Annotated in this window: 13 protein-coding genes; 7 read left to right on the top strand and 6 right to left on the bottom strand. The window is 75.6% G+C overall.

Features of this window, described 5'->3' with window-relative positions:
* Nucleotides 1–121: 121 nt before the first annotated feature.
* From IH25_RS0111935 to IH25_RS0111920, 4 genes are all read left to right on the top strand, one after another.
* Nucleotides 122–877: a (Fe-S)-binding protein gene (locus IH25_RS0111935; protein ID WP_030607288.1), complete on the top strand. Its 756-nt coding sequence runs from the start codon at nt 122–124 to the stop codon at nt 875–877.
* Complete coding sequence (locus IH25_RS0111930; RefSeq protein ID WP_030607285.1) at nt 874–2,352, top strand: LutB/LldF family L-lactate oxidation iron-sulfur protein; 1,479 nt, start codon at nt 874–876, stop codon at nt 2,350–2,352. Before IH25_RS0111935 ends, IH25_RS0111930 begins: the two co-directional genes overlap by 4 nt.
* Entirely contained in the window at nt 2,349–2,990 is a 642-nt protein-coding gene (locus IH25_RS0111925; protein WP_030607283.1) for a LutC/YkgG family protein, read from the top strand. Before IH25_RS0111930 ends, IH25_RS0111925 begins: the two co-directional genes overlap by 4 nt.
* 75 nt (nt 2,991–3,065) lie before the next feature.
* Nucleotides 3,066–4,220, top strand: coding sequence for a betaine/proline/choline family ABC transporter ATP-binding protein (locus IH25_RS0111920; RefSeq protein ID WP_030607279.1), 1,155 nt, complete (start codon nt 3,066–3,068; stop codon nt 4,218–4,220).
* 6 nt (nt 4,221–4,226) lie between these two features.
* Here the strand turns inward: IH25_RS0111920 and IH25_RS0111915 are convergent, their stop codons facing one another.
* The 4 genes from IH25_RS0111915 to IH25_RS0111900 all read right to left on the bottom strand — a co-directional run bounded on the left by IH25_RS0111915 (nt 4,227) and on the right by IH25_RS0111900 (nt 8,849).
* Nucleotides 4,227–5,198, bottom strand: a complete 972-nt coding sequence (locus IH25_RS0111915) for an ABC transporter substrate-binding protein (RefSeq protein WP_394298427.1) — start codon at nt 5,196–5,198, stop codon at nt 4,227–4,229.
* A complete protein-coding gene (locus tag IH25_RS0111910) occupies nt 5,195–5,869 on the bottom strand; it encodes an ABC transporter permease (RefSeq protein WP_030607273.1) in 675 nt (224 codons plus the stop codon). Before IH25_RS0111910 ends, IH25_RS0111915 begins: the two co-directional genes overlap by 4 nt.
* Nucleotides 5,866–6,546, bottom strand: coding sequence for an ABC transporter permease (locus IH25_RS0111905; RefSeq protein ID WP_030607270.1), 681 nt, complete (start codon nt 6,544–6,546; stop codon nt 5,866–5,868). The genes IH25_RS0111910 and IH25_RS0111905 overlap by 4 nt, the downstream gene beginning before the upstream one ends.
* 80 nt (nt 6,547–6,626) lie before the next feature.
* Nucleotides 6,627–8,849 carry a hypothetical protein gene (locus tag IH25_RS0111900; protein ID WP_051753890.1) on the bottom strand — a complete coding sequence of 741 codons (2,223 nt, stop codon included), beginning with the start codon at nt 8,847–8,849 and terminating at the stop codon, nt 6,627–6,629.
* Between the two features lie 243 nt (nt 8,850–9,092).
* Here IH25_RS0111900 and IH25_RS0111895 point away from each other — a divergent pair, with 243 nt between their 5' ends.
* The 3 genes from IH25_RS0111895 to IH25_RS0111885 all read left to right on the top strand — a co-directional run bounded on the left by IH25_RS0111895 (nt 9,093) and on the right by IH25_RS0111885 (nt 12,416).
* Nucleotides 9,093–9,950, top strand: coding sequence for an AAA family ATPase (locus tag IH25_RS0111895; RefSeq protein ID WP_030607267.1), 858 nt, complete (start codon nt 9,093–9,095; stop codon nt 9,948–9,950).
* Nucleotides 9,947–11,308, top strand: a complete 1,362-nt coding sequence (locus IH25_RS0111890; RefSeq protein WP_030607265.1) for a VWA domain-containing protein — start codon at nt 9,947–9,949, stop codon at nt 11,306–11,308. Before IH25_RS0111895 ends, IH25_RS0111890 begins: the two co-directional genes overlap by 4 nt.
* 130 nt (nt 11,309–11,438) lie before the next feature.
* A complete protein-coding gene (locus IH25_RS0111885) occupies nt 11,439–12,416 on the top strand; it encodes a D-cysteine desulfhydrase family protein (protein ID WP_030607263.1) in 978 nt (325 codons plus the stop codon).
* Nucleotides 12,417–12,510: 94 nt separating this feature from the next.
* On the opposite strand, the gene IH25_RS0111880 is transcribed toward IH25_RS0111885, so the two are convergent.
* Together IH25_RS0111880 and IH25_RS0111875 are read right to left on the bottom strand one after the other, a co-directional pair.
* Nucleotides 12,511–12,867, bottom strand: coding sequence for a cupin domain-containing protein (locus IH25_RS0111880; protein WP_030607260.1), 357 nt, complete (start codon nt 12,865–12,867; stop codon nt 12,511–12,513).
* Between the two features lie 174 nt (nt 12,868–13,041).
* A complete protein-coding gene (locus tag IH25_RS0111875; protein WP_245172766.1) occupies nt 13,042–14,082 on the bottom strand; it encodes a LysR family transcriptional regulator in 1,041 nt (346 codons plus the stop codon).
* Nucleotides 14,083–14,148 lie beyond the last annotated feature (66 nt).

Raw genomic sequence — 14,148 nt, 5'->3', positions numbered from 1 at the left:
CCCTCCCCACGGCTCGTCGCCCGGTGAGCCGCGCTCTCCCCGCGGCCGTGCCCCGCCGACTACCCTGCGATCGTCCGATGATCCGTTCCCCCCGTCCGCCGACCGACACCGAGGAGCCGCGATGCGTGTCGCCCTGTTCCTGACCTGTGTCAACGACACGCTGTATCCGGACACCGGCCGGGCCGTGGTGAGGCTGCTGACCAGACTGGGGGTCGACGTCGACTTCCCGATGGACCAGACCTGCTGCGGGCAGGCGCACTACAACACCGGCTACCGTCATCAGGCCGAGCCGCTGGCCCGGCACTTCTCCGAGGTCTTCCGCGGCTACGACGCGATCGTGACCCCGTCCGGCTCGTGCGGGGCGATGGTGCGGGAGCTGTATCCGCGGCTGGGCGAACGGGCCCGGGCCGAGGGGCGCGGCGACGGCCTCGCCCGGACGCTGGCGCCGGTGGTGCCGAAGACGTACGAGCTGACCGAGTTCCTGGTGGACGTGCTCGGGGTGACGGACGTGGGCGCCTACTACCCGCACAAGGTCACCTACCACCCGACCTGTCACGGGCTGCGCGGACTCGGGCTCGGGGACCGGCCGCGCCGGCTGCTGGAGGCGGTGAAGGGGCTGGAGCTGGCCGAGCTGCCGGGGGCCGCGGAGTGCTGCGGCTTCGGTGGCACGTTCGCGGTGAAGAACGCCGCGGTGTCGGCGGCGATGGGCGTGGACAAGGTGCGCGACGCGGAGTCGACGGGCGCCGAGGTGCTGTGCGCGGCCGACAACTCCTGCCTGATGCACATCGGCGGCACGATGAGCCGGCTGGGCAGCGGCATGCGGCCGGTGCACCTCGCGGAGATCCTGGCGAGCACGGAGGAGGAACCGGCGGTATGAGCGGCACGTTCGTCGGCATGCCGGCCTTTCCCCAGGCGGCGGGCAAGGCCGTCCGCAATCCCACCCTGCGCGGCAACCTGCGCCACGCCACGCACACCATCCGCGCCAAACGGGAGCGGGCCGTCGGTGAGTTGTCCGACTGGGCCGGGCTGCGCGAGGCGGGCCGCCGGATCAAGGACCACACCCTGCGCCATCTCGACCGGTACCTGGAGCAGTTGGAGGAGTCGGTCACCGCGGCCGGCGGTACGGTGCACTGGGCGGCCGACGCCGAGGAGGCCAACCGGATCGTCACCGGACTGGTCCGGGCCACCGGCGAGTCGGAGGTCGTCAAGGTCAAGTCGATGGCCACGCAGGAGATCGAGCTGAACGAGGCCCTCGCGGCGGCGGGCATCCGCGCCTACGAGACCGATCTCGCCGAGCTGATCGTGCAGTTGGGCAAGGACCGCCCCTCGCACATCCTGGTCCCCGCCATCCACCGCAACCGGGGCGAGATCCGGGACATCTTCGCCCGCGAGATGGGCGAGTGGGGCCGGCCGGCGCCCGAGGGCCTGACGGACACGCCCGCCGACCTGGCCGAGGCGGCCCGGCTGCACCTGCGGGAGAAGTTCCTGCGGGCGAAGGTCGGCATCTCCGGCGCCAACTTCATGGTCGCCGAGACCGGCACGCTCGTGGTCGTCGAGTCCGAGGGCAACGGCCGGATGTGCCTGACCCTGCCCGAGACGCTGATCTCGGTCGTCGGCATCGAGAAGGTCGTGCCCACCTGGCGGGACCTGGAGGTGTTCCTCCAGACCCTGCCCCGCTCCTCGACCGCCGAGCGCATGAACCCGTACACCAGCATGTGGACCGGCACCACCGACGAGGACGGCCCGCGCGCCTTCCACCTGGTGCTGCTCGACAACGGCCGCACCGACACCCTCGCCGACACCGTGGGCCGCCAGGCGCTGCGCTGCATCCGCTGCTCGGCCTGCCTGAACGTGTGCCCGGTGTACGAGCGGGCGGGCGGGCACGCCTACGGCTCGGTCTACCCGGGCCCCATCGGCGCCATCCTCAGCCCCCAGCTGCGGGGCACGACAAGCGAGATCGACGCCTCCCTGCCGTACGCGTCGTCGCTGTGCGGGGCCTGCTACGAGGTGTGCCCGGTCGCCATCGACATCCCCGAGGTGCTGGTGCACCTGCGGGAGCGGGTGGTGGAGGGCGGTCCGGCCGTGCGCCGGGGCAACAAGGTGCTGCTGAAACCGGCGAAGGGGCACGCGGCGGAGCGGGCGGCGATGCGGGCGGCACGCTGGGCGTTCGCCCGCCCCGGCGCCCTGCGCGTCGGCCAGCGGCTGGCCTCCCGGACGCGCCGGCTGCACCCGCGCACCCTGCCGGGTCCGGGCCGGGCGTGGAGCGGCGCGCGGGATCTGCCGGCCGTGCCCCCGGAGCCCTTCCGGGACTGGTGGCAGCGCACCCGCGGCGGAAAGGACGGCGACAGGTGAACAGCAGGGAGCGGATCCTGGGCCGGGTGCGGCGGGCCCTCGCGGACGTGACCCCCGAGACGCGGCCGTACGAGGAGGCCGTGCCCCGGGACTACCTGCGCGCGCACGGGGAACGGACCGCCGGGGAGACGGTGGACCTGCTGGCGGAGAACCTGGCGGACTACCGGGCGATCGTGCACCGCGCCGGCGCCGGGGAGCTGCCGGCGCTCGTCATGCGGCTGCTCGCCGAGCACGGCTCCCGGGAGGTGCTGGTCCCACCGGGCCTGCCGCCCGGGTGGCTGGCCGAGGACGGTCCCGTGCGGATCCACGACCGGGCGGCGCTCACCGCCGCCCGGCTGGACCGGGTGGACAGCGTGGTGACCGGCTGCGCCGTGGCGATCGCGGAGACCGGCACCCTCGTGCTCGACGGCTCCCCGGACCAGGGCCGGCGCCGTATCTCGCTGATCCCGGACCACCACATCTGTGTCGTCCGCGTCCCGGACCAGGTCGTCTCCTCCGTCCCGCAGGCCCTCGAACGCCTCGATGCGGCCCGCCCCTTGACGTGGATCTCGGGCCCGTCGGCCACCAGCGACATCGAACTGGACCGGGTGGAGGGCGTGCACGGCCCCCGCACGCTGGAGGTGATCCTGCTCGGCTGACGCCCCGGCCCGCGGGGTCCGCCGGTCGGGGCACGACGGGATGAGGGGGCGGACCGGCTGCCGTAGCGTGGGGGAATGATCCGGTTCGAGCAGGTCACCAAGCGGTATCCGGACGGTACGACGGCCGTGGACGACCTCTCCTTCGAGGTCGCCGAGGGCGAACTGGTGACGCTCGTCGGGCCGTCCGGGTGCGGCAAGACGACGACCATGATGATGGTGAACCGGCTCATCGAGCCGACCTGCGGCCGGATCCTCGTCGACGGCCGGGACATCGCCGGCGTCGACCCGGTCCGGCTGCGCCGCCGCATCGGGTACGTCATCCAGCAGGTGGGCCTCTTCCCGCACCGCACGGTGCTGGACAACACCGCGACCGTGCCCGCCCTGCTCGGCTGGAAGCGGGCGCGGGCCCGGGCCCGGGCGGCCGAGCTGCTGGAGCTGGTGGGCCTGGACCCGGGGACGTACGGGCCGCGCTATCCCCACCAGCTGTCCGGCGGGCAGCGGCAGCGGGTCGGCGTGGCCCGCGCGCTGGCCGCCGATCCGCCGGTGCTGCTGATGGACGAACCGTTCGGCGCGGTCGACCCGGTGGTGCGCGAGCAGTTGCAGGACGAGTTCCTGCGCATGCAGGCCGAGGTGCGCAAGACGGTGCTGCTGGTCACGCACGACATCGAGGAGGCCGTCCGGCTCGGTGACCGCATCGCCGTGTACGGGCAGGGCCGTATCGAGCAGTTCGACACTCCCGGCGCGGTCCTCGGGGCGCCCGCCACGCCGTACGTCGCCTCCTTCGTGGGCGCCGACCGGGGGCTGAAGCGGCTGTCGGTCACCGCGATCGAGCCGGCGGACCTCGAGCAGCCGCCGGTGGCCCGCCCGGACGAGCCCGCCGCGCGGGCCCGGGAGCGGCTGCTCGGGGAGGGCGCCCGGTGGGCGGTGGTCCTGGACGCGGACGGTGAGCTGCACGGCTGGGCCGGCGTCGGGGAACTGGCGGCGGGCGGCACGGTCGGGGACCGGGCCCACCGGATGACCGCCTGGGTGCCGGTCGGCGCGCCGCTGAAGCAGGCGTTCGGGGTGATGCTCCAGCACGACGCCGGGTGGGTCGCCGTGCTGGACGGGGCACGGTTCCTCGGCGTGCTGACCCCGGCGAAGCTGCACGAGGCGCTGCGCCGCTCGGTGGACGCGGACGCGCGCGGGGTGGCACGGGGGCAGGTGCCGTTCGACTCGGTGGCGGACGCCTGAGCCGGCCTACCCGGTCAGGCCCTTGTCCTCCAGATAGGCGCGGGCCACGTCGGCGGGCAGCCGGCGCGCGGAGTCGACCTGCCGGTTCATCGCGGCGAGGTCGGCGGTGGTGAGCACCTCGCCCAGCCGGTCCAGGGCCTTCGCCACCCGTGCGCCGCCCGCGCGGGCCCGGTTGACGACCGGGACGACGTGGTCGGCGTTCTGCAGCCGCTTGTCGTCGGCGAGCAGGACCAGGCCGAAGGAGTCGAGGGTGGCGTCGGTGGTGGTGGTCAGCACCATCTGGTCCCGGCCCTGCTGCACGGCCCGTTTGGCCTGGGTGGTGCCGACGCCCTTGGGGTCGATCCCGGTGATGTGGATGCCGTACACCTTCCGCAGGCCCGGGGCGCAGTAGGGCCGCCGTACGCATTCGTCGCCCGCCGCGAGCCGGACCGGCAGTTTCCTTTCGCCGAGGTCGCCGAGGGTCTTCAGGCGGTGCCGGCGGGCGTAGGCGGCGCTCACCGCGAAGGCGTTCTGGTCGACGGCCCGGCCCGGCGTGAGGACGGTCAGGCCCCGGGGCGTGGCGAGGGCGCGCAGGGCCTTCATCGTGGCGCCGAGGTCGGGTGAGCCGACGGGTCGCGCGTCGGCGCCGTGCGTCTTGGCGTTCAGCCAGTCGGCGAAGGTGGCCGCGTACTCGGGCACGACGTCGATGCGGCCGGATTCCAGGGCCGGTTCGTACAGTTCCCGGTTGGCGACCGTGAGGATGGAGGTCCGGTATCCGGCGTCGCCGAGCAGCCGGGCGTACAGCTGGGCGAGCAGGTCGCTCTCGGTGAAGCCGGCCGAGCCGATGGTCAGGTGGCGGCTGTCCCCGGGCGCGGCGGTGACCCGGCCGCGGTCCTCCAGGGCGGGGCCTGTGGCACAGGCGCCGAGGGGCAGCAGGGCGAGGAGGACGAGGGCCAGGCGGGCGAACGCGGCGGGGAAGGACGTCCCCATGCCTGTCATGGCCGGCCGCCCCTGGCCCGGGCCGGCGCCAGGCGCTCGGCGAGTTCGAAGACGGCCTCCACCGCGAGGGCGAAGGCGGCGACGAGGAAGGCGCCCGCGACCACCTGGGGCGTGCTGGCCAGGTTGAAACCGGCCGTGATGATCCGGCCGAGGCCGCCGCCGCCCGCGAGCGCGGCGATGGTGGCGGTGGCGACGAGCTGGACCGCGGCGATCCGGACCCCGTTCAGCAGGAGCGGGAGCGCGAGGGGAAGTTCCACGTGGAACAGCAGCTGGCGGCCGGTCATCCCCATCCCCCGGGCGGCCTGGACGACACCGCGGTCGACCCCGCGCATGCCGACGTAGGCGTTGGTGAGCAGCGGCGGCACGGCGAACAGCACCAGGGCGACCACGGTCGGGCCGTCGCCCCATTGTCCGACGGGGGTGAGCAGCAGCAGGACCAGGACGGCGAAGGTGGGCACGGCCCGGCCGGCGTTGGCGAGGTTCACGGCGAGCCCGCCGCCCTTGCCGAGGTGGCCGAGGACCAGCGCGACGGGCAGGGCGATCGCACAGCTCAGCAGGAGGCAGACGGCGGTGAGCGCCAGGTGCTGCAGCAGCCGGTGCCGGATGCCGTCCTCGCCCGGCCAGTGCGCGGGGTCGGTGAGCCAGTCCCAGGCGGCGGCGAGGGTGCTCACGCCCGGGCCGTCCTGGTCCAGGGGGTGAGCAGCCGCTGCACGCCCAGCAGGAGCAGGTCCGCGGCGACGGCGATCAGCACGCACAGCACGGACGCGGTGAGCACCTGGGCCTTGAAGTAGCTGTTCATGCCCGCGTAGATGAGGTTGCCGAGGCCGCCGTAGCCGACGATCGCGCCGACCGTGGCCAGGGAGACCGCCGAGACGGTGGCGATGCGCAGGCCCGCCATCGCGGCGGGCAGGGCGAGCGGCAGCTCCACGGCGAGGAGCAGGCGGACGGGGCCGTAGCCGAGACCGCGCGCGGCCTGCCGGGTCTCCTCCGGGACGGCGCGCAGGCCCGCGAGGATGTTGCGTACGAGCACCGTGAGCGAGTACAGCGCCAGCCCGGCGACGACGAGGGCGGCGGACAGGCCGTACAGCGGCAGCAGGAGGGAGTACATGGCCAGCGACGGGATGGTGTAGAGGATCGTCGTCACGGCCAGGACCGGGCCGGCCGCCCATCGCCGGCGGCGGGCCAGCACCGCGAGCGGCACCGCGATGACGAGGCCGGTCAGCACCGACAGGGAGGTCAGCTGCAGATGCTGGACGACCGCGTCGAGCAGGATCTGCCGACGGGTGCTCAGATAGACCCCGCAGATCCACTCGTTGCGCGTCAGGCAGTCGTCGGGCGGCGGTGTCACGGGTCCATTGCAGCGGGCGGCCAGGGCCGGGGCGCGCTGGGGTGGGCCGGACGGGGGCGGTGGGCCCGCCGCCCGGGTGGTCAGCCGGCCGGCTCGGCGAGCAGGCGCCGCACGGTGGCGCGGAACTCCTCGTCCTCGTGGATGAGCTGGGTCTGCAGCCCCGAGCCGATGACGCGGCGGTCCCCCTCGGCGAGCAGTCGTATCCGCTCGCGCAGGGCCGGGGTGAACGCGGCGGGGCCGAGGGCGGCGAGGGCCTCGACCGCGGCGCACGCGGGGTTCCGGGACGCGCCCGGCGCCACGGCCGCGAGAGCGCGGTCGGCCAGCTCGGCGAGCGGGAGCCCGGCGGGGCGGTCGCTGCCCGGGTACACGGCCGCCAGCGCACGCGCGGCGGCCGCGGCCGTGCGCGCCCGGTCGAGCAGGGGCAACAGGTGGGGGACGGCGGGGCGGGCGGCGGGCCCGAGGAGCGCGGCCGCCCCGGCCGCGAGGTTCGCGATCGGGTCTCCCCACGGTTCGGTCGCCCGGCCCAGTCCCTCCAGGATCATCGGCAGGACCCGCTCGCCGTCGCCGGTCAGCTGCCATACCGCGGTGGCCGCCGCCAGCCCCGCCCGGATCGCCGGGGCGCCGGTCCGGGTGCCGGCCGGTTCGGCCAGCAGGGCCAGGAGGCGGGGCAGCAGCGGTCGGGCCCGCTCGCCGAGCGCGGCGGCGGCCTGGGCGCACCGCTCGCGCGCGTCGCCCGGTGCGTCCAGCCCGGTTCCCAGGATGTCGATCAATGGGCCGGCGTCACCCGTGAGGGTGTGCAGCGCGGTCGCGGCCGCCTCGCGGTTCGCCGGGGACCCGGCGCCGGCGCGGGCCCGCAGGGCGGCGACCGCGGCGGCGTCCGTGCCGTCGGCCACGGCGGCGAGCGCCCGGCTCACCGCGACCGGATGCCGGGGCAGCGCGGCCACCAGCTCGGGTGTCGCGGCACGGGCGGCGGGTCCCCAGCCGGCCAGCAGGCCGGCCAGCCACACCGGTTCGTTCACGGCCACGAGTCCGCCCGCCATCAGCGGCCGGCGCTCGCCCGGTGCCGGGCCTCCGGCGGTCACGGCGGCCAGCCGGGCCCGGACCGCGTCGAGCAGCGCCGGCGTGCACGGCAGCGGGGCCGGGGGGTGCCGCAGGGTCCGCTGGAAGGCCGCGCGCAGGGCGTCCGGCCGGTCCGCGAGCCACCGCGCGAGGAGGTCCGCGGCCTCGGGCGTGCCCAGGGACACCAGGGCGGCGAGGGCGTCGTCGGCCGGTCCTCCGGTGCCCTCGGCGAGCCGGACCAGCGCCGGGACCGCCTCCGGGGCGGGCTCGGACCAGTCGCGCAGCGCGGTGAGGACGGTGCCGGCGGTGGCCGGGAAGTCCAGCAGGGGCAGCATCGCTGGCAGCAGGCGGCCCGGCGCCCGGCGTGAGCGCAGGGCGAGCGTCTCGGCCGCCCAGGTCGCCTCGGTGACCGCCGGGCCGGGGTCCGCCCCGGCGCGTACGGCAGCCACCCCTCGGTCCAGTGCCGAGACGGCGACCTCGGTCGCCACCTCCGCCTCCCCGCGCTCGTACAGGGCGACGACGAGGTCCCTCAGCGGCTCGCGCTCCCACTGGCTGCCCTCGGTGTGCCGCCCCAGCGGTGCCAGCGCCGCGACGGTGGTGGCAAGGGCCGCGTCCCACGGGCGGCCGGCCTCCACCCCGGCCAGCACCGCCGCGACCCGCACCGGTGCGGGCTCGGCCGGGTCCAGGCCCGCCGCGCACAGCTCCTCGGCCGTGTCCGGGGCGACCAGGACGCAAGCGGTCAGCACGTCCGCGCGGACCACGGGATCGCTTTCCGCCGCCCAGCGCCGCCGCAACGCCGTCCGGGCGGCCGGGCCCGCCTCCGGTCCGCACTGGGCCACCGCCCAGGCCGCGCACTGCCGGACCTCGGCGGTGCCGTCCGAGAGCAGGGGCAGCAGCAGGGGCAGCTGTGCCACGACGGCGGCGTGCGCCGCGCCCGGCCGGTCCAGGGCGCGCTCGTCCGCGCTGTCCGCGATGACGCCCAGCACGGAGAGCAGGTCGGCCGTGCGCACGCCCGCCGCCGCCAGGCGGGCCAGGAAGGAGACGGCCGGCACGGTGGCCGGGTACACCGTGCCCTGGTGGACGAGGCTGTCCCACACCTGCTGCTCGGCCTCCGCGGCGGCCTCCTCGTCCCCGGCGGCCAGGGCGCGCAGCATCCCGGGGACGTCGTCGGCGGGTCCGTACGCGTGGTGCGGTTCCGGCCAGGCGATGCCGTCGAGACCGGCGAACACGGAGGCGAGATCCATGCGGTGGATCTTGTCACAGGGGTCTGACAGTCCCGGCCGGGCCGGTCGTACGGCCGGTGAGGGGGAGGCGTGCGGGCGCCGGTGACGGCGGGGGCGGCGGGCCCTCGATCATGGGCGTGAGCGACCGCCGTGGTCCGTCAGACCGTGGCGCGCGGGCTGAACAAGCGCTTAGATAGGGCCAAGGAACGTTTCCCTGGCCCCGCTTCCAGGGATTCCGCTGCCGCCGACCCGCCGGAGGGCCCGTTGTTCACGTCCGTCGACGACGTCTCCGTCCGCCTCGCCGAGGCCGGTTATCTCGCCTCGCCCGCCGTCGCCACCACCGTGTTCCTCGCCGCCCGGCTGGGCAAGCCGCTGCTGGTGGAGGGGCCCGCCGGGGTCGGCAAGACGGAACTGGCCAAGGCCGTCGCCCAGGTGGCCGGCGCCCGGCTGGTGCGGCTCCAGTGCTACGAGGGCGTGGACGAGTCCCGGGCCCTGTACGAGTGGAACCACGCCAAGCAGCTGCTGCGCATCAGCGCGAGCCGCGACGAGAGCTGGGACGAGACCCGTACCGACATCTTCAGCGAGGAGTTCCTGCTCCCCCGCCCGTTGCTGACCGCCATCCGCGGTGACGAGCCGACGGTGCTGCTCATCGACGAGACCGACAAGGCCGACGTCGAGATGGAGGGGCTGCTGCTGGAGGTGCTCAGCGACTTCCAGATCACGGTCCCCGAACTGGGTACGGTCACCGCCACCCGCCGCCCGTTCGTCGTCCTCACCTCCAACGCCGGCCGGGAACTGTCCGAGGCGCTGCGCCGCCGCTGCCTGTTCCTGCACATCGGGTTCCCGGAGGAGGAGCTGGAGCGGCGGATCGTACGGCTGAAGGTGCCGGGCCTCGGTGCCGCGCTGACCGAGTCGGTGGTGCGGGTCGCCGGGGCACTGCGCGCGATGGACCTGCGCAAGGCGCCGTCCGTCGCGGAGACCGTCGACTGGGCGCGCACCCTGCTGGCCCTGGGCGCCGGCACCCTGGACGAGAGCGTCGTACGGGACACCCTCGGGGTGATCCTCAAGCACCAGGACGACATCCAGAAGGCGGCGGCCAAGCTGGACCTGGACGCGCTGTGACCGCCGTCGCCGACCGGATCACCGGGCTGGTCGGGGCGCTGCGCGCGCACGGGGTGCGGATCGGCACCGGGGAGACCGTGGACGCGGCGCGGGCGGTGGCGGCGCTGGGCCTGGCGGACCGGGAGCTGCTGCGCGAGGGCCTGGCCGCGACACTGCTGCACGGTCCGGGCCAACGGGCCGTGTTCGACTCGGTGTTCGACCTGTATTTCCCGCGGGGTGTCGGCGGTCCGCCGAGCGCTTCCGGAAACCGGGACGACCTGCGCGACCGGCTCGCCGAGGCACTGGCCGCCGACGACCGTGCGCTGCTCGCCCGGCTGGCGGCCGAGGCGGTCGACGGGCTGGGCGGGTACGGGAGTTCGCCCGGCTCGGACGGCTGGTCGGCGTACCAGACCCTGGAACGGCTGCGCCCGCAGACCCTGCTGGCCCGGGTACGGGCCGGTGTCCGGGGCCCGGGCGGCAGCGCGGCGGGCGGAGCGGACGTCGCGGACCGGCTGCTGGACGACGAGATCCGGCGCCGCATCGAGGAGTTCCGGCGGATGGTCGGGGCGGAGGCGCGGCGCCGGGTGGCGGAGCGGCGCGGGCGCGACGAGATCGCCCGGCGGGGCGTCCGCCCGACCGCCGACCGGGTCGACTTCCTGTACGCCGGCCGGGACCAGCTCGCCGAACTGCGCAGGACCGTCCAGCCGTTGGCACGCAAGCTGGCCACCCGGCTGGCCGCGCGCCGCCGCCGGGCCGCGCGCGGCACGATCGACCTGCGCCGCACCCTGCGCTCCTCGCTGTCCACGGGCGGGGTGCCGATGCGTCCGGTGCTGCGTCGGCGCCGCCCGGTCCGCCCCGAACTGGTACTGCTGTGCGACGTGTCCGGCTCGGTGTCCGGGTTCTCCGACTTCACCATGCTGCTCGTCCAGGCGCTGCACGAGGAGTTCACCAAGGTCCGTGTGTTCGCCTTCGTCAACCGGCTGGACGAGGTCACCGGTCTGCTCGACCACGGCCGTGCCGACCCGGACGGGCTCGGTGCCCGCATCCGCGCCGAGGCCACGCTCACCGGCTGGCACGGCAGCAGCGACTACGGCATGGCGCTGGGCGAGTTCGCCGAGCGGTACGGCGGCGCGGTCGGCCCGCGTACGACGGTGTTCGTCCTCGGTGACGCCCGGACGAACATGAGCGACCCGAACCTTCCCGCCGTACGGGACATCGCCCGGCGGGCCCGGCGCGTCCACTGGCTGAACCCCGAGCCGCGCGACCGCTGGGGCACCGGCGACTCGGCGGCACCCGCGTACGCCGCCCTGGTGGAGATGCACGAGTGCCGCACGGCCCGGCAACTCGGCGCGCTGATCGCCCGGTTGCTGTCGGTGTGAGGCGAGCCCGGGGCACGCCCGCCGACATGGGTGACGGCGGGCGGCCCCCCGTGATCGACTGGACGCGGCGCGCCCCGCCCGCCGAGCACCGAGAACCAAGCACCGAGCGTCGAGCACCGAGGACATCGCGATGAGCCAGCACCCGCCCGTGCCGCTGGGCACCTTCCCCACCCCCGTCGAACCGGCGCCCCGGCTGGCCGCCGCGCTCGGGCTGGGACCGGACGACCTGTGGGTGAAGCGGGACGACCTGACCGGACTGGGCGGCGGCGGGAACAAGGTCCGCAAACTGGAGTGGACGGTGGGCGCGGCCCTCGCCCAGGGCGCGGACACCCTCGTGACGACCGGTGCCCCGCAGAGCAACCACGCCCGGCTGACCGCCGCCGCGGGCGCCCGGCTGGGGCTGGACGTCGTCCTCGTCCTGCGCGGCTCCCCGGGCGGCTCGCGCTCCGGCAACCTCGCCCTGGACGGACTGTTCGGGGCGCGGCTCGCCTGGGCCGGCGAGGTGGACCGGGCCGCGCTGGACGCGACGGCCGACGAGGTCTGCGCACGGCTGCGGGCCGCCGGCGCCCGTCCGGCCCTCATCCCGTTCGGCGGCTCCAGCACCCTGGCGGCCAGGGGCTACGCGGGCTGCGGGGCGGAACTGCGCGAGCAGGTGCCCGGCCTGCGCACGGTGGTGGTCGCGCTCGGCTCGGGCGGCACGATGGCGGGGCTGGTCGCGGCCCTGGGCAGCGGGTCGGTGCTCGGTGTCGACGTAGGAGCGCTGACCGACCCGGCCGCCGCGGTGGCGGAGTTCGCCGCACCGCTCGTGGACGGGGAGGTCGCACCGCAGGCGCTGCGGGTGCGCCCGGACCAGGTGGGCGCCGGGTACGCGGCCCTGACCGGCCCGGTGACGGAGGCGCTCCGGCTCGCCGCCCGCACCGAGGGCCTGGTCCTGGACCCGACCTACACGGGCCGGGCCCTGGCCGGCCTGCGCGCGGCCGTCCGGGACGGTGACGTCCGCCCGGGCGAGAAGACGGTCTTCCTGCACACCGGCGGCCTGCCGGGCCTCTTCGGCCATCCGGCGGCGGTGGCCTTCGCAGAGGAGGGGGCGGCGGCCTTCGAGGTGTGACGGCCGGGTCCCGGCGCTCCCCTCCCACCGCGTCCGCTGCCTCCCCTCCTTCGCGTACTCGTTTGCTTCTCCTCCTTCGCGTACTTGTTTGCCTCTACTTCTTCGCGTACTCGTTCGCCATGGTGCCCGCGAAGTCGTAGACCACGACCTGCTCGTCACCGACCACCCAGGCGTCGTGGCCGGGCGGGCACACGAACACGTCTCCCGGGCCGACCTCGCCCTCTCCGCCGTCGTCCATGCGGAGGTGCAGCCGCCCGCGCACCACGTATCCGTTGTGGTGGACCATGCAGCTCCCGGTGCCCGCGATCGGTGCCACGGACTCCGACCAGCGCCAGCCCGGCTCGAACGTGCCGACGGCGAAGTCGAGCCCGGTCAGGTGCAGCGCTTCGAGGTGGCCGCGGGGGAAGTCACGCCGTTCGTCCGGCTTGTCGACCGTCTTCACTTCCAGCATGACGGTGTCCTCCCTTCCGGCCGCTGACCGCGGCCGGGGCCGGCCTCCGTCCCCCGGCGGCCTCGGACGGCACCGGCGCTGCGGCGGCGGCCGTACCCCACGACTCCATCGTCGGCCCGGCGCCCCCGGCCCGCCAACCATGGGGCGGGGGCGCCGAGGGGGCCCGACGGCGGGTCACCAACCGCGCGCCGCCCGCAGCAGGAAGGTGCGCACGCGCGTCACGTCCGGGTTGTCGAAGACGCCGGGGCGCTGGACGAGGAAGCCGGTGTTGATCGGCGGGTCCTCCGGTTCCAGCAGCGCCACGAGCGCGCCGGACTCCAGCAGGTCCTGGCAGAGGTACCGGGGCAGCACGGCGAATCCGGCGCCCGCGGCCACGGCGGCGAGCACCCCGCGCAGGTCGGGCACGGTCACGGCGGCGGTGCGGGTGAGGCGCCGGCCGAAGACGTGCCGCCAGTAGCGGCGGGCGATGGGCAGGTCCTCGGCGTAGGTGACGAGCGGGACGTCGTGCAGGAGGGCGGGGTCGAAGGAGCCGCCCGGGTGTCCGTCCGCCGGCTCCGGGACGGCGGAGCCGCCGGCCTCCGGCCCCTCGTCCGCTCCCCCGCCTTCCGTTCCCCCGGCGTTCAGGTCCGCCTTGCCGGTGTCTCGCGCGCCGGTGTCGCGGGCGTGCCGCGGGTCCCTCAGCCGGTCGGCCCACACCGGGGCGGCGACCAGGACGAACTCCTCGTCGGTGAGCGGCACGGCGTGCAGGGTCCGGCCGCGCGGGCGGGTGGTGGCGATCACCAGGTCGTGGCGGCCGGCGCGCAGTTCCTCCAGCAGCGGATCGGTCAGCCCGGTCGCGACCCGCAGCCGTACGCCGTCGGCGACCAGCGGCGCCAGGGCCGGCAGCACGGTGGTGCACAGCAGTTCCGCCGGGCCGGCCAGATGGACGGGCTCGGCCCTGCTCCCGGCCGCCGGGGCGGGTCCCGCGACGGCGGCCAGCTCGTCCAGCGGCGCGGCGACGCGGGCGGCCAGCTCGTCGGCCACCGGGGTGGGGGTGACCCCGCGCGGCAGCCGTTCGAACAGCTCCCGGCCGGTCTGCCGCTCCAGCGCCCGCATCTGCGTCGTCACCGTCGGCTGCGACAGCCCGAGCAGCCGGGCGGCGCCGGTGAAGGAGCCGGAGCGGTACACCGCGAGGAAGGTGCGCAGCAGGTTGAGGTCGAGGGAAGCGGTCTCCACGGCCCCGAGTATGGCCGCACACCCCTTCCGGCATCCATAGGGAATCCAATGTCGGCCATAGATCCC

Origin of the sequence: Streptomyces achromogenes subsp. achromogenes, assembly GCF_000720835.1 — a bacterium.
Classification (GTDB): domain Bacteria; phylum Actinomycetota; class Actinomycetes; order Streptomycetales; family Streptomycetaceae; genus Streptomyces; species Streptomyces achromogenes.
This window is presented reverse-complemented; position numbering and strand designations above follow the sequence as displayed.

Excerpts from the sequence above, each read along its gene's own strand:
- IH25_RS0111930 (WP_030607285.1), top strand. The coding sequence starts at position 874 with ATGAGCGGCACGTTCGTCGGCATGCCGGCCTTTCCCCAGGCGGCGGGC.
- IH25_RS0111920 (WP_030607279.1), top strand. The coding sequence starts at position 3,066 with ATGATCCGGTTCGAGCAGGTCACCAAGCGGTATCCGGACGGTACGACG.
- IH25_RS0111900 (WP_051753890.1), bottom strand. The coding sequence starts at position 8,849 with ATGGATCTCGCCTCCGTGTTCGCCGGTCTCGACGGCATCGCCTGGCCG.
- IH25_RS0111885 (WP_030607263.1), top strand. The coding sequence starts at position 11,439 with ATGAGCCAGCACCCGCCCGTGCCGCTGGGCACCTTCCCCACCCCCGTC.
- IH25_RS0111935 (WP_030607288.1), top strand. The coding sequence starts at position 122 with ATGCGTGTCGCCCTGTTCCTGACCTGTGTCAACGACACGCTGTATCCG.
- IH25_RS0111915 (WP_394298427.1), bottom strand. The coding sequence starts at position 5,198 with ATGACAGGCATGGGGACGTCCTTCCCCGCCGCGTTCGCCCGCCTGGCC.
- IH25_RS0111880 (WP_030607260.1), bottom strand. The coding sequence starts at position 12,867 with ATGCTGGAAGTGAAGACGGTCGACAAGCCGGACGAACGGCGTGACTTC.